This window comes from Acinetobacter brisouii CIP 110357, from assembly GCF_000488275.1.
In the GTDB taxonomy this organism is placed as follows: Bacteria; Pseudomonadota; Gammaproteobacteria; order Pseudomonadales; family Moraxellaceae; genus Acinetobacter; species Acinetobacter brisouii.
Map to the genome: position 1 here is coordinate 923,814 of NZ_KI530762.1, position 14,662 is coordinate 938,475.

Below are 14,662 nucleotides of genomic sequence, written 5' to 3' on the forward strand. Positions count from 1 at the left end.
GTTGTTCTAGTCTGACTAAAATGAAACAAATCGATCATTTTATCAACAATTAATCCCATATAAAATGTAAGGAATAATTACATCTAAAATTTATTTAGTGCGAAATATAGTGCTGTAGCTGTTGAATCAAATCATGTTGATCTTCAATGGTTGCCTTGACTAAATCACCAATTGCCACAAGACCAACCAGTAAGTCATTTTCCAAGACGGGTAAGTGCCGTAAATGTCGATCAGTCATTAATTTTAAGCATTCTTCAACGGTATTATTTAAACGTACACTAATGACTGCTGAGGTCATGAGTTCAGAAACTTGTGTACTATCTGCGGATAAATCACGCATGATAATTTTTCGGGCACAGTCGCGCTCCGACAAAATACCAACGACTTGATTACCTTCGGTAACAACTAGCGCACCAATATCTTTGTTTGCCATCAGCGTGACTGCTTCGGTAATTGATGCATCTGGAGCAATGGTATAAATCGATGAATTCTGTTTTTTTTGAATTACGTGGGCTACATTTGTCATATTATGCTTATCCTTCGCGGTTTTTTTAGTTGTAACTTAAGATGGAATAAATGATGAAATTTTGCAAGAGTGCAAAAATGAATAAATGTATATAAAAATTTATGTATAAGTTACAAATAGCAGGCATAAAAAAACGCCACCTAAGTGACGTTTTTTTATGCTTTCATCGTTGCCAGTTTTTGCCAGTATAAAGCTTTCAGGCTATCGCGTTCTACGCGGAATCCTTGGGTGTAAAGTTCTGCCAAGAATAATGCAGCTTTGCCATGACCTGCGTGTGCAACTTTTTCTAGATCTGTAACAGCATCACAAAAATTCATTTGTGATTGGATTGTGTTAACTGCATTTGCGTACACATGCTCTAGGTCTTGTTGAGAGAGTTGTTTAATCATATATAGCTCCTTATTTTAATTATGATTACATCGACTTATTTACTGAAGTCTAATTTAAATTAACATATCTACATTTAACTAATATTACAGTTCATATATTAAGTCAATCTAGTTATGAGGGCAATTCCTATTCTTTCAAGGTTACATGATTAAACATTAAACAGAAATATTTTTTATTAATATAGAAATATAAAAGTATAACAAGGAGAGTAAATAATGACCCTAACAATAATAGATGGTTTAGAATTTGACGTGCCTTTAGACCAGACGAAAATTAAAGCACTTGCTTTACTACATCACGATCAGCTAGGTGAGGCCATTTATCACGAAGATCAGCATATTGGTGAGTTAGGAATTGCGCATCGTGTCAAAATAGCGGACTTTACTCGTCAATTGCCTGCTGAACAACGTCTCGAATTTTATAGAATATATAATCATGAATTGCGTCGTTTGGCGGTTGATGATCCATTGCATCCTCCACATGCTGAAGAGGGCGTCAATGTATTTTTATTAATTGTGATTATGTTGATGATTGCAGTGATTTTATATTTTGCTTTTGTGCGCCATGTAACAGGTTAATACATAGTTCATTCAATGTTTAATATAAAATAAACCTCAATGATAAGACTTCTTTCATGATGATTTATATCATTTTATATTTTTTCCATAGAGGAAAGGAAAATGGATTAATGAAAGAAGTCTATTGTACTCTAAGGATGATCAACTTAAACTAATAATTCATAGAGGTTGGTCATGCTTAAATCTATAGATACTATTGCAATATTATTTAGAAGCAGAGTTAAAATATCTGTTCAATATTTTTCGCATTTTTTACTCAGTTGCATCGTACTGTCGGTGATTGTTTTTGTATATTTTATTTCAATTTGCCCAATTCAGAGTCATCAATATGATGTAGTTGAAAACTTGGCTCGTTCAGCGCAGTATCCCAAAACTCAGCATTTTGCGATTCAGTTGCTACAACAACCCAATTTGACTCAATGGCAGTACTTTCAAGTGATGCGTGCTTATCAATACGAGAAAACCATAACAATGCGTTATCCTGCACTCAATACAAATGATACTCTGCCGAGATTTTAAGCGGGCTCAAGCGGTAGAATAGCAGTAACTTATGTTAAACTTATTCTTTTTAATGCAATGTTTTTCAAGGGATCAGCATGCAAGAACAAACACATGGGCAAAACAAATTTTTGATTGATGCAGAGATTGGTGATGATGATGTCACTTTGCCAAGTTTACCTGCTGTTGAAGTTCCAATTGTAGAAAAAAAAGCTGAGCAAGTTGTAAATTTAACTCAAAGTTCAGCACCCGAAGTGACTGAAACTGACGTACAAGAAAAGCCTAAAACAGGTGGTTTCTTTAGTCGTATGAAAGAAGGCTTAACCAAAACTCGGAAAAATTTTACCGATGGTATGGTGAATATTCTGATTGGCGGTAAAGAAATTGATGATGAACTTTTAGAAGAAGTTGAAGAGCAATTATTGATTGCGGATATTGGTGTTGAAGCAACTAAAACCATTATTGCAAATTTAACTGAACGTACTGCACGTGGTGACCTCATTTATTCTCACGCTTTATATAAGGCGCTTCAGGAAGAGCTGGTTGCACTTTTAGCACCGCGTGTAAAACCGTTGCATATCGATACCAATAAGCGCCCGTTTGTCATTCTAATGGTTGGGGTAAATGGTGTAGGAAAAACCACCACCATTGGAAAATTAGCCAAGCGGTTACAAGGCGAAGGTAAAAAAGTCATGTTGGCTGCAGGTGATACATTCCGTGCGGCTGCAACTGAACAATTGCAAATTTGGGGTGAGCGTAACAATATTTCTGTGGTTGCTCAGGGGCATGGTGCAGATAGTGCATCGGTTATTTTTGATGCTTTTGAAAGTGCGCGTGCTAAAGGGATTGATGTATTGATTGCTGATACGGCAGGGCGTTTACACAATAAAAGCAACTTGATGGAAGAGCTGAAAAAAGTTAAACGTGTCATGCAAAAAATTGACGCGACTGCACCACATGAAATTATGCTGGTTGTTGATGCAGGTACTGGACAAAATGCCATTAATCAGGTGCAAGAATTTGATCAGGCAGTTGGGTTAACAGGAATTACCATTACAAAACTTGATGGTACAGCCAAAGGCGGGGTGCTATTTAATATTGCAAGCCGTACTCATGTGCCAATTCGATTTATTGGTGTTGGTGAAAAAATTGATGATTTACGCCCATTTTCGGCTAAATCATTTGTTGCTGCACTCTTTGAAACAGAAAAATAAAAGCTATACGGAGCGACTCTGTTTGACGCTTTATTTATGATTTGCGTTATCAGCGAAGTGACTTCAGCACAGTAGAAATCAGGCAATGACAACCGCATTGCCTGATTTTAATGAATTTAAGCCATCATCTTTTTCAATTCGGTTATTTTGAATATTTTCCCGTTCATAACGATGAACGAAAATCACTAAATTTTATCTTCTTGTCTTGAAATACTTAAACATGGTTCATGTTGCAGGAATCCACAACGTATAAAAAAATCTCTAATAGCTTGAGATATTCTTCATTTTATTCTAAAAATAGGACACAGTGTTTAGATAAGCCTGCTTTTCCCGCAGATATAAAACATTAAAATTACAGTCATTGCATTTTATAAAATTCTGAGAATCAGGAGTTACAGCATGTCTTTTATCGATCAAATTGAAAAACGCCGTACAATTTATGCAATTGGTAATCAGGTTGCTTTATCAAATACCGAACTTGAAGCATTAATTAAAAAAGCAATTTGTCTTAGCCCATCTGCATTTAATTCACAAACATCTCGTGCAGTGATTTTGTTTGATGCGTCACATGTTAAATTCTGGGAAATTGTGCGTGAAACTCTACGTAAAATTGTGCCAGAAGCAGCATTTGAAGCAACAAATAATAAAATCAGCAGCTTTGCAGCAGGCAAAGGTACGGTTTTGTTTTATGAAGATCAAGATGTGGTGAAAGGTCTACAAGAACAGTTTGCTGCTTATGCAGACAATTTCCCTGTTTGGTCTGAACATTCTTCTGGTATTGCTCAATTTGCTGTATGGACTGCATTGGCTGAACAAGGTGTTGGTGCATCGCTACAGCACTACAACCCAATTATTGATGCTGAAACAGCAGAAACTTTTGCTGTACCTGCGAACTGGAAACTTCGTGCTCAGTTAGTATTTGGTTCAATTGAAGCACCTGCCGGTGACAAAACTTTTATGGATGACGCAGCACGTTTTAAAGCTTTTAACTAAGTTTTAATCTGCGCCAATAAAAAAACCAGCAAATGCTGGTTTTTTTATTTGGCGCAGATTTTTAACCAAGCCAGAGGTAATAACCAATGGCCATCAGTGGCCATGCGACTACAGGGCTAAATAACCATTTCCATAACCACCAACGTGGTATAAAACCCACACCATAAATGAATCCACCTGAAATGCCTAACATGACGAGCATGAGCACACTGTGATTATAGTGTCCATTTGCATCAAGCATTAAAGAAGGGTAGACCAATAAGATTCCAGCCAAAGGCAATGCCAGCGTAAAAGAAACAATCATCATGAAAATCTCTGCTGCACTTTTCTTTGGTGTTGTCATTGCTTCAGCCATTGTCTTATTCCTCGTCTAGATTTTGATGATGTTCAGTGTATAGCGCACTAAGTACACTTGCGAAACATGCCATTAAAATTCCGAGAATCCACGCAAAATACCACATATTCTATTCTCCTATTAGTACAGACTATGTGAGTGAGTTTCAATGTGTTTATTGGTAATCACGCCCCACATTTTGTAATAACACCATGTGGTATATATTAGGATGATTGGAACGAAAATACACGCTGCAACAGTCATTACACCTAGTGTTTTATGACTTGAAACTGCATCCCACATGGTTAAGCTTGAAGTTGGATCAATACTAGATGGAAGCAAGAATGGGAACAAGGCAAAACCTGCAGTTAAAATTGCACCGACAATGCTTAAACTTGTACCTGTAAAGCTTAGACCTGCTTTATTTGAACCACCACCAACAATCGTTAATAGGCCGCCCAAAATTGCAATAACAGGTGCAACCATAGTGATTGGATAAGTTGAATAGTTATTCATCCAGCCAGGGTTTGTATTGGTTACAACATGTTTGGTTAGAGGGTTAATTGCAGCATTGGTGTTCAGTGGAGTTGCTAAGCTATACCCAGGCATGTGACCGAAATACAACCAAGCACCTGCTGCCAAGAAGCATACCAAGAATACGATGCCCATGATTTGAGTTGCTTTTGCAGAGCGTTGACGTAATACGCCATCGGTACGAAGCATTAACCATGCACCGCCATGCGCTGAAAGCATTGACAAGCTGACAATACCGCACACTAAAGCAAATGGGTTGAGCAAGGCAAAGAAGCTACCTGTGTATTCAGAACGAAGCGTGTCATCGAAGTGAAATGGTACGCCTTGGAATAAGTTACCAAATGCAACGCCAAACACTAATGCTGGAACCGCACCACCCACACATAAACCCCAGTCCCATGAAGTACGCCATTTGGTATTTTCTAGCTTAGAGCGGTAGTCAAATCCAACAGGGCGAAGGAAGAGGGCGAATAGAACTAACAATAGCGCCCAGTACATTCCAGAGAAGGCAACGGCATACACCATTGGCCATGCAGCAAATAGAGCACCACCTGCAGTGATAAACCAAACTTGGTTACCGTCCCAGTGCGGTGCAATCGTATTAATTGCAGCACGGCGTTCGTTATCGGTTTTACCAACAAAAGGCATGATTGCCATGGAACCCATGTCAAAACCGTCGGTTAAAGCAAAGCCAATTAATAAGACACCAACAAGAACCCACCAAATGATTTTGAGTAATTCATATTCAATCATGATTGAGCCTCCCCAACAGCAGATTGGTGATGTGTGTCTGATTTTTCAAAATGATATTTGCCAGTATGCAACGAGCTTGGACCAAGGCGAGCAAATTTGATCATCAGGTACATTTCTATAATTAATAGAACAGTATAGAAAGCAACCAGTGCAAAGATAGAACCAGCTAGATCTCCTGTACTTAAACTAGAAGCAGACAAGTGAGTTGGTAATACTTCACCAATTGTCCATGGTTGACGACCACCTTCTGCAACATACCAGCCAGTTTGAGTCGCAATCCAAGGTAATGGCAATGAATATAGCGCGAATTTAAGTAACCATGGTTTTTGCTCAAAGTTACGTTGTGCTACAGACCATGCTGAAAGAAGGAATAACAGTAGCATTAATGCACCTGATGCAACCATCGCACGGAAAGTAAAGAATAAAGCTTTTACATTTGGAATACTGTCTTTTACTGCAGACTTGATTTGGTCATCAGTCGCATTAGTAACATTTGGTGTATATTTTTTAAGAAGTAGGCCATAACCTAAATCTTTTTGGCTGTCTTTAAATGCGCTAAGTAACGCAGGTGTACGATCACCAGCACGAAGTTTTTCAAGCTGACCGTATGCGACCATACCATTACGAATACGAGCTTCATGTTCAGTCATGAGATCTTTAATCCCTGTGACTTGTCCTGTCGTAGAACGTGTTGCAATCAGACCCAATACATATGGGATTTTGATGGCATAGTCAGTACGCATTTCTTGCTGATTTGGAATACCAAACAGAGTAAAGCTTGCTGGAGCAGGTTCTGTGTTCCATTCAGCTTCGATAGCAGCGAGTTTGGTTTTTTGAACGTCACCAATTTCATAGCCTGATTCATCACCAAGTAAGATAACGCAGAATGTTGACGCTAAACCAAAGATTGCAGCGATTGCGAAAGAACGACGAGCAAATGCTAAATCACGTTTTTTTAGTAAGTAATAGCTTGAAATGGCTAATACAAAGATAGAACCTGTGACATAACCAGAAGAAACGGTATGAACAAATTTCACTTGGGCAACAGGGTTAAACAGTAATGCACCAAAATCAGTCAATTCCATACGCATGGTTTCAAAATTGAATGCTGCACCAACAGGGTTTTGCATCCAGCCATTCGCAATCAGAATCCAAAGCGCAGATAAGTTAGAGCCAAGAGCAACTAACCAAGTTACACTCAAGTGTTGAACACGAGAAAGACGTTCCCATCCAAAGAAGAATAAACCAATAAATGTTGATTCGAGGAAGAATGCCATTAAGCCTTCGATCGCCAGTGGTGCACCAAAAATGTCACCTACATAGTGCGAATAATATGCCCAGTTTGTACCAAACTGGAACTCCATGGTTAGACCTGTAGTGACGCCTAACGCAAAGTTAATACCGAAGAGCTTGCCCCAAAACTTGGTCATATCTTTATAGATTTCTTTGCCAGAAACAACATAAGCTGTTTCCATAATGGCAAGAAGAAAAGACATACCTAAAGTTAATGGAACAAATAAAAAGTGATATAACGCGGTCATTGCAAATTGCAACCGCGAAAGATCGACCACGCTTTCAGAAATCATCAACGTGTCTCCTTAATTGGGGGTGGACTGCCAGCAATACGCTCGGCAACTTGATTGTCAAAGTTTTTGGGAAAAGTCGGGGAATCAAACCAAATATTTTTGATTAGCATCAGAAGAGCAAATTTAATCACCAAAATAATGATGATTTCTTTTACTAGCCGTTTATCGAATTTATTCGTTTCTAAGCTCATGTTAATAAGCCTATTAAAATCTCTATATTGATTATTATTGAATAAAAAAAATAAAAAATAAACAATAAAAAACAAATATTGATTTGTTTTTATTTAATTGATTAAAATCAATAACTTAAAATGTTGTTTTGGTATAAATTAGTTTATTTTTTAAACTAATAAAATCTGACTAAATTGCTCGTAATTTTACAATTTAAATGTGAGTAAAATAGTCGGGAATAGCAAATGAATCTGATTGTTTTAATTGGAATTAAGTTTTTTTAAATTAATTTTTGTATTTTTACATGCATAAAACTTGCCAAATTTATTCATTTTAAGATAATTCGATATTAATCTAACTTAATAATATTCTAATTATTTATTGGCATAAAAAATTTACTACACTACATTGTAGTGGCTATTTTAAAGTTTTATTTAAATAATAGGCTTCTTTCATCAGTTTATTGTATTTCTTTTAGGTTACATTGAAATTACTTCAATGCTGAATTTCTCTGTATATATGAGAAATTCAACAAAGATATAAATAATCATAAAAAAGAAGCCTAACCTGAATCGCGATAAATTTTTCTAAACCGTGTGGTATCTATAACCTCAAAAAATTGAATTACTGTTTTGGTCGAGGTGGGGTGAAAGCGAGGGCACATTTTCCTTTCACTTCGTGGTCATTGATTGTCACCATTTTGGTATGTGGATCACTTTGGCAAGCATCATACAGCTCATTTTCATTGCCCTGAATCATCTTGCTGTGCATTGGAATAAATTGGGTTTCGCAAGTCCCATTCCATAAAATTCCTCTTGCTGCAAATGAAACAGCATCACCTGCATGTTTGCCTTTACAGACGTGTTGTATGGTTTGTGTGTTATAGATTTTTTGAACTTTGTCATTGGCTTGAGCGAGAGACATATAGCCCAATGACAAGCCTAAACACACTGCGGTTGCGAAGACATTTTTATTCATATGTTGATCTTCCTTCGATAATTGATATTGTTTTAAAGCCGATTATTAGTATAAAAAATAATCAATTTTTGTCTTTGTTTATTTCGTAACAAGATGCATAAGTTTGTGAACATTTCTGATAAATGTACAAGCATTACAACCCTTGTGTATGCCTATTGCTATATAGCATTGTGATCGTGGGTAAAAGCATAAGTTTTTGGTATTTTTTTCCTGTTTTTTGCTATAATGTTCTGTCTTTTTTTTAGTTCTGACACAAAGATTATGCATTATCCTAAAGTTTACGATGTCATCGTTATTGGTGGTGGTCATGCTGGTACAGAGGCAGCGCTTGCTGCTGCACGTATGGGGAGACAGACATTACTATTAACTCATAATATTGAGACTTTAGGGCAGATGAGCTGTAATCCTGCAATTGGTGGGATCGGTAAGTCGCATTTAGTGCGCGAAATTGATGCACTTGGTGGTGCAATGGCACTGGCTGCCGATAAGGGTGGTATTCAATTTCGTATCCTGAATTCACGTAAAGGGGCTGCTGTTCGTGCTACCCGTGCGCAAGCTGACCGTGTTCGCTATAAAGCTGCGATTCGTGAAACGTTGGAAAATCAAGCCAATTTGGATATTTTTCAGCAAGCTGCTGATGACCTGATTGTCGATGGCGATACCGTCAAAGGCGTTGTGACCCAAATGGGCATTCGTTTTGATGCAAAAACCGTTGTATTAACCACAGGTACATTCTTGGGTGGTGTGATCCACGTTGGATTAGAAAAATCGAGTGGTGGTCGTGCAGGTGATCCACCATCTATTGCACTGGCACATCGTTTACGTGAATTAAAATTACCCGTTGGACGTTTAAAAACAGGCACACCGCCTCGTATTGATGCACGCAGTGTCGATTTTTCTGTGATGACGCCACAGCCAGGTGATTTTCCATCGCCAGTGATGTCATTTATGGGTGATGCCTCCATGCACCCAGAGCAAGTGAATTGTTATATTACGCATACCAATGAAAAAACCCATGACATTATTCGGGGTGGTCTAGACCGTTCACCTATGTATACAGGTGTGATTGAAGGCGTAGGTCCACGTTATTGTCCATCGATTGAAGATAAGATTCATCGCTTTGCCGATAAAGATTCGCATCAGGTCTTTTTAGAGCCTGAAGGCTTGGATACCCATGAGCTCTATCCAAACGGAATTTCGACTTCTCTACCATTTGATGTGCAGTTTGCGTTAGTACGTTCTATTCGTGGTATGGAAAATGCGCACATTTTGCGCCCTGGTTATGCGATTGAATATGATTACTTCAATCCGCAAGGTTTGAAATTTACCCTTGAAACGAAAGCGATTAATGGTCTGTATTTCGCAGGTCAAATCAATGGTACGACAGGTTATGAGGAAGCGGGTGCTCAAGGTTTACTTGCAGGCTTAAATGCTGCTCGTCGTGCATGGGAACAAGAAGAGTGGACACCAAAACGTGATCAAGCATATATGGGCGTATTGGTTGACGATTTAATTACGTTAGGAACCAAAGAACCCTACCGCATGTTTACCTCTCGTGCCGAATATCGCTTGATGTTACGTGAAGACAATGCCGACCAGCGTTTAACTGCTATTGGTCGTGAGCTTGGCTTGGTGGATGACACACGTTGGGCTGCTTACTGTGAAAAAATGGAAGCAGTTGAGCAAGAAACCTCACGCTTACAACATTTGTGGGCTGCACCAAATAACCTGATGGGTAAAAAATTCGTTGAAATGACAGGTGCAGATCTAAGTAAAGAATGTAGCGCGATTGATCTGTTGAAACGTCCGAATATCAGCTTTGAGCAAATTGCAGAATTAACGGGTTCTGAAGTATCGCAACAAGTTGGTGAGCAAATTGAAATTGCAGTGAAATATGAAGGTTATATCAACCGTCAGCACGAAGATGTCGCTCAGCTAAAACGTTTGGAAGAAACCAAAATTCCAGTCGATTTCGACTATGATGTGGTGTCTGGTTTGTCGCGTGAAATTACCCAGAAGCTAAAAACTGTTCGCCCAGATACTTTGGCACAAGCAAGTCGTATTCCAGGTGTCACACCTGCTGCGGTTCAGCTAGTGATGATTACTATCCGTAAAAATAATGCGATGCGTAAATCAGCTTAATTGAACAAAAATCTAAAGCCCAATAGTTGTCCAAAGCTATTGGGCTTTTTTATGTCCAATAAAAAACTTAGCGTAAAAAGAATTAAGCATTTTCTCTTAGAAGCTCATGCAATCTATTTATTTCTCATGCTGAATAAATCTTCGTATAGTAAGTACATGGAGTTAACAATGAGAAAAAGCCATGACCTTCAAACATATCCGATACAACCGTGGTGAATTAGCGTGCTTAAATTTATGTAGTGAGTATTGTCCTTCCTAGATAAAAATAAAGAAAAATAACAATAAGATATATACCAGATCAGACGAGCCTATTCTTAGAAATGAGAAATAGGCTTATTTTTTTAAATTTATTTTAAATAACCCATTTATTTTTTATGGTATTGAGCATTTTTTAGAGCCAGCACCAATATTGGATGCTTATTTTGATTTTGCAAACAGCTATGTTTAGATGTAGCAAGATTCCAATTGTTATCTGCCCCCGATATTGTGTAGCATATTAGACTTCTGTCATCAGTTCATTTGACTTCTTTAAGGCTGCATTGATTTGCTCAGTGAGAAAAATAAAGCGGGTGTATACGATGATGAAATGAGCCTATTTTATTGATAATTCAATTATTATTAGTGGACAAAATAGTGATCTTTTCAAAAATAAAGTATGCTTACGATATTAATTTATAAAAATTTTTAAGGTGATTTTATGGGAATGAATATTGCGGGATGCATTGTCAAAAAAGTCATTACCTCTCAAGATGATTTAGAAGAATTATTTGGAGCCGAGCTAGAATTTCAGGGCGATATTAGTTTTGCTGAAGCCTGTGATTTAGAACGTGATGAAAATACGATTGATGTCTATTGTAATGCTGTGGGTTGCCTGATTATTTATCATGCAGGTCAGTCTTATGATGTATCGGATGTGAAAGAGGATATTATTCAGTTTGTTTTATTTTCTTTGGCGAATAGCTATTTTTTTGAGCAATATCATCAAGGTAAATTACAGCGCCGTTATATGATTGTAAATGGTGAAGTACATGAAGACGAAGGCACAGGCGTCTTGCAAGAAGGTGATGATGTTGAAGTCATTGTGAAACAGCTACTGGATGATTTTTTAGAAGCGCCCATTTCTAAACAGTTAGATAAATTAGAACTGCAACGTTACGCCTTTATAGAACAAGATGATGAAGCTGATGTATCAACTAAATTACCTCATTAACATAAGCTGAAACTTCAGCGGGTTCAATATGCCGAATTTTTTTCCCAAAGCTGCGTAACCACCAGATGAGTTGTGAAGTTAATGGAACAGTTGCCTGAATCAAGACCAGTTGATGATCTAAATGCTGAATTTTCTGATCTTTACTGAGTTGTGATTCATAAAATGTTTTTGCATCTGTTTCATGCATGGTGAGTTCTAATTGCACTAATTCGGTAGGTTTGTTCAGATCTATTCGGAATCCCAAAGCGCCAGACTCAATATATTGATCAATATTGAAATCGACAGGATGCATCGCACGGTGATTGGATAAGCTGGCTGACTTAAAACGGTGCAAAGCAAAAGTCTGAATATCCTGCCGATCGTGTCGAGTACAAATCAGGTAAATAATCGCACCTTTTTGTACCAGACCTAATGGATTGAGCAAATAGCTTTTTTCTTCGCGTTCGCGCCCTTGATACACACATTCGATTTGTTTGTCTTGCAATAAGCCTTCATAAATAATCTGTTGGGCTTGTTGATCAATCAAAGGTGGAATGAGTGGCTGGCTTGCAGGCACAATTCGCACCCGATTAATCCACTGTCGGACATTGTTTTGAGTTGATAGGCTGCGCCGTGCCAGATCAAACCATGGCATCATTTCATTGATTAAACTGGGTGGAAGCAGGTGCTTTAAGTGCTCTTCAACCATCATAAATGTCACAGCTTGTGAACTGGTCATATGTGGCAGACTTTGAATAGGGGCATCGGAACGCCAGCGCCAGCCTTGTGGCACTTCTTTATTACTTTCAATAGGAAAGCGTTGGGCTAACTGGTTGAGATCACGTTGAATGGTACGTAAGCTAATATCAATCCCTTCACGCTGCAAAATTTCTTGTAATTGACGTGTACCTGTCCATTTCCCTGTGGTCAGACACGATAAAATTTGCCATTGTCGATGCAGGCTATTTGAGGTTTCTTTTTCTTGTGCAGACATGGGTGAGTTAAAGTACTGAATGATTAAATGAATGAGATGGTTTTAAGTTGTAAATAATTTAAAAAACAACTCGAAACGAAAACTTACTATACACTAGCTTTTTGTTGGTGAGATATCAATAATAAATCTTAAACGATACAAAAAATTGAACTAAAAAGCTGTTATGTTGACATGGCACCAATTTTGCTAGTCTAAATATAAGCCTTATAAAGATGAGAGGTTGATATGCTAAAAGATAATAAAGAGCCTTTAAATATGATAGAAAACGTTGTTACAGGAGTAGGCTATAGTCACTTAGAACCACAGCATGTTCAGCCGAGAAACCAGCAAGATAAAAATTTGTTTCAGCAGCTTCATTCGAAGTTCTTTAATGAAATGCTTGATGATCGTCACATGTCAGCAGAAGCTTGTCAGAATATTGAAAAATGGTTATTTGAACGTAGTCTTACGGATTTGAAAATTTTAAATCAGGAAGCAAAAGAATTTTTTCTTTATCATGGGATTACTTTTACCGTATATGGCGATGCAGAAGGGACAGAGCGTACAATCCCCTACGATTTGATTCCAAGAGTGATTGCAAAAAAACAATGGGATAAAATTTCTACAGGCTGTTTGCAGCGTGTTAATGCTTTAAATCATTTTCTTGATGATATTTATAATCGTCAGGAAATTTTAAAGGCGGGCATTATTCCTGAAGCTCAAATCTTGAGTCATGAAGCATTTCAGCCACAAATGATGAATTTTAAACTTAAAGGGAAGATCTATTCACAAATTAGCGGGATCGATATTATTCGGGATCATTCGGGCGAATTTTTTGTTTTAGAAGATAATTTACGTACACCATCGGGTGTGTCTTACATGCTGGAAAGTCGCAAAATCAGTAAAGAGCTTATGCCTGATTTGTGCCAGAAAAGTAAATTGTATGAAATTGAGCAATACCCACAACTTTTGCGCGCTATTTTAGAAGAAAATGCTTTAGTTGATCGACCAACCGTCGTGGTTCTTACTCCAGGGCGTTTTAATAGTGCTTATTATGAGCATGCATTTTTAGCTCGTGAAATGGATGTACCTTTGGTCACTGGGCAAGATTTATTTGTTGAAAATGATATGGTCTATGCCAAAACCATTCGTGGGAAGCAGCGAGTAGATGTGATTTATCGCCGTCTGGATGATGCCTTTTTAGATCCATTGAGTTTCCGCCCAGACAGTTGTCTTGGTGTCCCGGGGTTAATGTCGGCCTATTTAAAACAAAACGTGATTATTGCCAATGCGCCAGGCACAGGTGTTGCTGATGACAAATCAGTTTATCCGTATGTTGATAAAATGATTGAATATTATTTAAATGAACAACCTATTTTAAAAAATGTACCAACTTATCAATGTCGGGATCGTCATGATTTGAACTATGTGATTGAAAATATGCATAACCTTGTTGTGAAAGAAGCGCAAGGCTCAGGTGGTTATGGCATGTTGATTGGTCCACAGGCAACAGAAAAGCAAATTGCTGAGTTTAAACAAAAAGTGATTGCATATCCGCATTTATATATTGCTCAACCGACTCTAGATTTATCAGTTGCGCCAACATTAACCGACAGTGGCATTGCGGAGCGCCATATTGACTTGCGTCCGTTCATTTTGAGTTCACCACAGCGTACCGAAATTGTGCCAGGAGGCTTAACCCGTGTTGCTATGAAAGAGGGCTCACTGGTGGTGAATTCTTCACAAGGTGGTGGTATTAAAGATACTTGGGTTATTGAAACATTGCATGCATAAGGAGAATGA

Annotated in this window: 16 protein-coding genes; 7 read left to right on the forward strand and 9 right to left on the reverse strand. The window is 37.9% G+C overall.

Translation table 11 applies throughout. From position 1 onward, the window contains the following. Positions 1-94 precede the first annotated feature (94 nt). Together P255_RS04285 and P255_RS04290 are read right to left on the reverse strand one after the other, a co-directional pair. Complete coding sequence (locus P255_RS04285) at positions 95-526, reverse strand: CBS domain-containing protein (protein WP_004903874.1); 432 nt, start codon at positions 524-526, stop codon at positions 95-97. Between the two features lie 155 nt (positions 527-681). Beyond that, entirely contained in the window at positions 682-915 is a 234-nt protein-coding gene (locus P255_RS04290; RefSeq protein WP_004903875.1) for a hypothetical protein, read from the reverse strand. 216 nt (positions 916-1,131) lie between these two features. Here P255_RS04290 and P255_RS04295 point away from each other — a divergent pair, with 216 nt between their 5' ends. The 4 genes from P255_RS04295 to P255_RS04305 all read left to right on the forward strand — a co-directional run bounded on the left by P255_RS04295 (position 1,132) and on the right by P255_RS04305 (position 4,199). Beyond that, complete coding sequence (locus tag P255_RS04295; protein WP_004903876.1) at positions 1,132-1,494, forward strand: hypothetical protein; 363 nt, start codon at positions 1,132-1,134, stop codon at positions 1,492-1,494. A 276-nt stretch (positions 1,495-1,770) separates the two neighbouring features. After that, positions 1,771-2,013: a hypothetical protein gene (locus P255_RS15195; RefSeq protein WP_228127524.1), complete on the forward strand. Its 243-nt coding sequence runs from the start codon at positions 1,771-1,773 to the stop codon at positions 2,011-2,013. Positions 2,014-2,090: 77 nt separating this feature from the next. Continuing rightward, entirely contained in the window at positions 2,091-3,206 is a 1,116-nt protein-coding gene (gene ftsY, locus P255_RS04300) for a signal recognition particle-docking protein FtsY (RefSeq protein ID WP_004903878.1), read from the forward strand. 399 nt (positions 3,207-3,605) lie between these two features. Next, positions 3,606-4,199 carry a nitroreductase family protein gene (locus P255_RS04305; protein WP_004903880.1) on the forward strand — a complete coding sequence of 198 codons (594 nt, stop codon included), beginning with the start codon at positions 3,606-3,608 and terminating at the stop codon, positions 4,197-4,199. Positions 4,200-4,260: 61 nt separating this feature from the next. Here P255_RS04305 and P255_RS04310 read toward each other — a convergent pair whose 3' ends face one another. The 6 genes from P255_RS04310 to P255_RS04330 form a co-directional block, all read right to left on the reverse strand. After that, complete coding sequence (locus P255_RS04310) at positions 4,261-4,554, reverse strand: cyd operon YbgE family protein (protein WP_004903881.1); 294 nt, start codon at positions 4,552-4,554, stop codon at positions 4,261-4,263. Positions 4,555-4,558: 4 nt separating this feature from the next. After that, on the reverse strand, positions 4,559-4,660 hold the full coding sequence (gene cydX, locus P255_RS15200; RefSeq protein WP_004753106.1) for a cytochrome bd-I oxidase subunit CydX: 102 nt from the start codon (positions 4,658-4,660) through the stop codon (positions 4,559-4,561). A 14-nt stretch (positions 4,661-4,674) separates the two neighbouring features. After that, positions 4,675-5,820, reverse strand: coding sequence for a cytochrome d ubiquinol oxidase subunit II (gene cydB / locus P255_RS04315; RefSeq protein ID WP_004903883.1), 1,146 nt, complete (start codon positions 5,818-5,820; stop codon positions 4,675-4,677). Next, positions 5,817-7,406, reverse strand: coding sequence for a cytochrome ubiquinol oxidase subunit I (locus P255_RS04320; RefSeq protein ID WP_004903885.1), 1,590 nt, complete (start codon positions 7,404-7,406; stop codon positions 5,817-5,819). Before P255_RS04320 ends, cydB begins: the two co-directional genes overlap by 4 nt. Further along, a complete protein-coding gene (gene cydP, locus P255_RS04325) occupies positions 7,406-7,597 on the reverse strand; it encodes a cytochrome oxidase putative small subunit CydP (protein ID WP_004753102.1) in 192 nt (63 codons plus the stop codon). Before cydP ends, P255_RS04320 begins: the two co-directional genes overlap by 1 nt. Positions 7,598-8,201: 604 nt before the next feature. Then, entirely contained in the window at positions 8,202-8,555 is a 354-nt protein-coding gene (locus P255_RS04330) for a hypothetical protein (protein WP_004903888.1), read from the reverse strand. A gap of 261 nt (positions 8,556-8,816) precedes the next feature. Here P255_RS04330 and mnmG point away from each other — a divergent pair, with 261 nt between their 5' ends. Both mnmG and P255_RS04340 read left to right on the forward strand, forming a co-directional pair. Next, the gene (gene mnmG / locus P255_RS04335) at positions 8,817-10,697 is read left to right on the forward strand and encodes a tRNA uridine-5-carboxymethylaminomethyl(34) synthesis enzyme MnmG (protein WP_004903889.1); all 1,881 of its coding nucleotides are present in this window, start codon (positions 8,817-8,819) and stop codon (positions 10,695-10,697) included. Between the two features lie 697 nt (positions 10,698-11,394). After that, complete coding sequence (locus P255_RS04340) at positions 11,395-11,907, forward strand: hypothetical protein (RefSeq protein ID WP_004903890.1); 513 nt, start codon at positions 11,395-11,397, stop codon at positions 11,905-11,907. Here the strand turns inward: P255_RS04340 and P255_RS04345 are convergent. After that, positions 11,891-12,880, reverse strand: coding sequence for a helix-turn-helix transcriptional regulator (locus P255_RS04345; protein WP_004903893.1), 990 nt, complete (start codon positions 12,878-12,880; stop codon positions 11,891-11,893). The genes P255_RS04340 and P255_RS04345 overlap by 17 nt on opposite strands. Before the next feature lie 225 nt (positions 12,881-13,105). On the opposite strand from P255_RS04345, the gene P255_RS04350 reads away from it, so the two are divergent. Then, complete coding sequence (locus tag P255_RS04350) at positions 13,106-14,653, forward strand: circularly permuted type 2 ATP-grasp protein (RefSeq protein ID WP_004903894.1); 1,548 nt, start codon at positions 13,106-13,108, stop codon at positions 14,651-14,653. Positions 14,654-14,662: the final 9 nt, after the last annotated feature.

Excerpts from the sequence above, each read along its gene's own strand:
- P255_RS04340 (WP_004903890.1), top strand. The coding sequence starts at position 11,395 with ATGGGAATGAATATTGCGGGATGCATTGTCAAAAAAGTCATTACCTCT.
- P255_RS04295 (WP_004903876.1), top strand. The coding sequence starts at position 1,132 with ATGACCCTAACAATAATAGATGGTTTAGAATTTGACGTGCCTTTAGAC.
- cydX (WP_004753106.1), bottom strand. The coding sequence starts at position 4,660 with ATGTGGTATTTTGCGTGGATTCTCGGAATTTTAATGGCATGTTTCGCA.
- P255_RS04285 (WP_004903874.1), bottom strand. The coding sequence starts at position 526 with ATGACAAATGTAGCCCACGTAATTCAAAAAAAACAGAATTCATCGATT.
- P255_RS04345 (WP_004903893.1), bottom strand. The coding sequence starts at position 12,880 with ATGTCTGCACAAGAAAAAGAAACCTCAAATAGCCTGCATCGACAATGG.
- P255_RS04330 (WP_004903888.1), bottom strand. The coding sequence starts at position 8,555 with ATGAATAAAAATGTCTTCGCAACCGCAGTGTGTTTAGGCTTGTCATTG.
- P255_RS04305 (WP_004903880.1), top strand. The coding sequence starts at position 3,606 with ATGTCTTTTATCGATCAAATTGAAAAACGCCGTACAATTTATGCAATT.
- ftsY (WP_004903878.1), top strand. The coding sequence starts at position 2,091 with ATGCAAGAACAAACACATGGGCAAAACAAATTTTTGATTGATGCAGAG.
- cydB (WP_004903883.1), bottom strand. The coding sequence starts at position 5,820 with ATGATTGAATATGAATTACTCAAAATCATTTGGTGGGTTCTTGTTGGT.
- P255_RS04290 (WP_004903875.1), bottom strand. The coding sequence starts at position 915 with ATGATTAAACAACTCTCTCAACAAGACCTAGAGCATGTGTACGCAAAT.
- cydP (WP_004753102.1), bottom strand. The coding sequence starts at position 7,597 with ATGAGCTTAGAAACGAATAAATTCGATAAACGGCTAGTAAAAGAAATC.
- P255_RS04350 (WP_004903894.1), top strand. The coding sequence starts at position 13,106 with ATGCTAAAAGATAATAAAGAGCCTTTAAATATGATAGAAAACGTTGTT.
- P255_RS04320 (WP_004903885.1), bottom strand. The coding sequence starts at position 7,406 with ATGATTTCTGAAAGCGTGGTCGATCTTTCGCGGTTGCAATTTGCAATG.
- mnmG (WP_004903889.1), top strand. The coding sequence starts at position 8,817 with ATGCATTATCCTAAAGTTTACGATGTCATCGTTATTGGTGGTGGTCAT.
- P255_RS04310 (WP_004903881.1), bottom strand. The coding sequence starts at position 4,554 with ATGGCTGAAGCAATGACAACACCAAAGAAAAGTGCAGCAGAGATTTTC.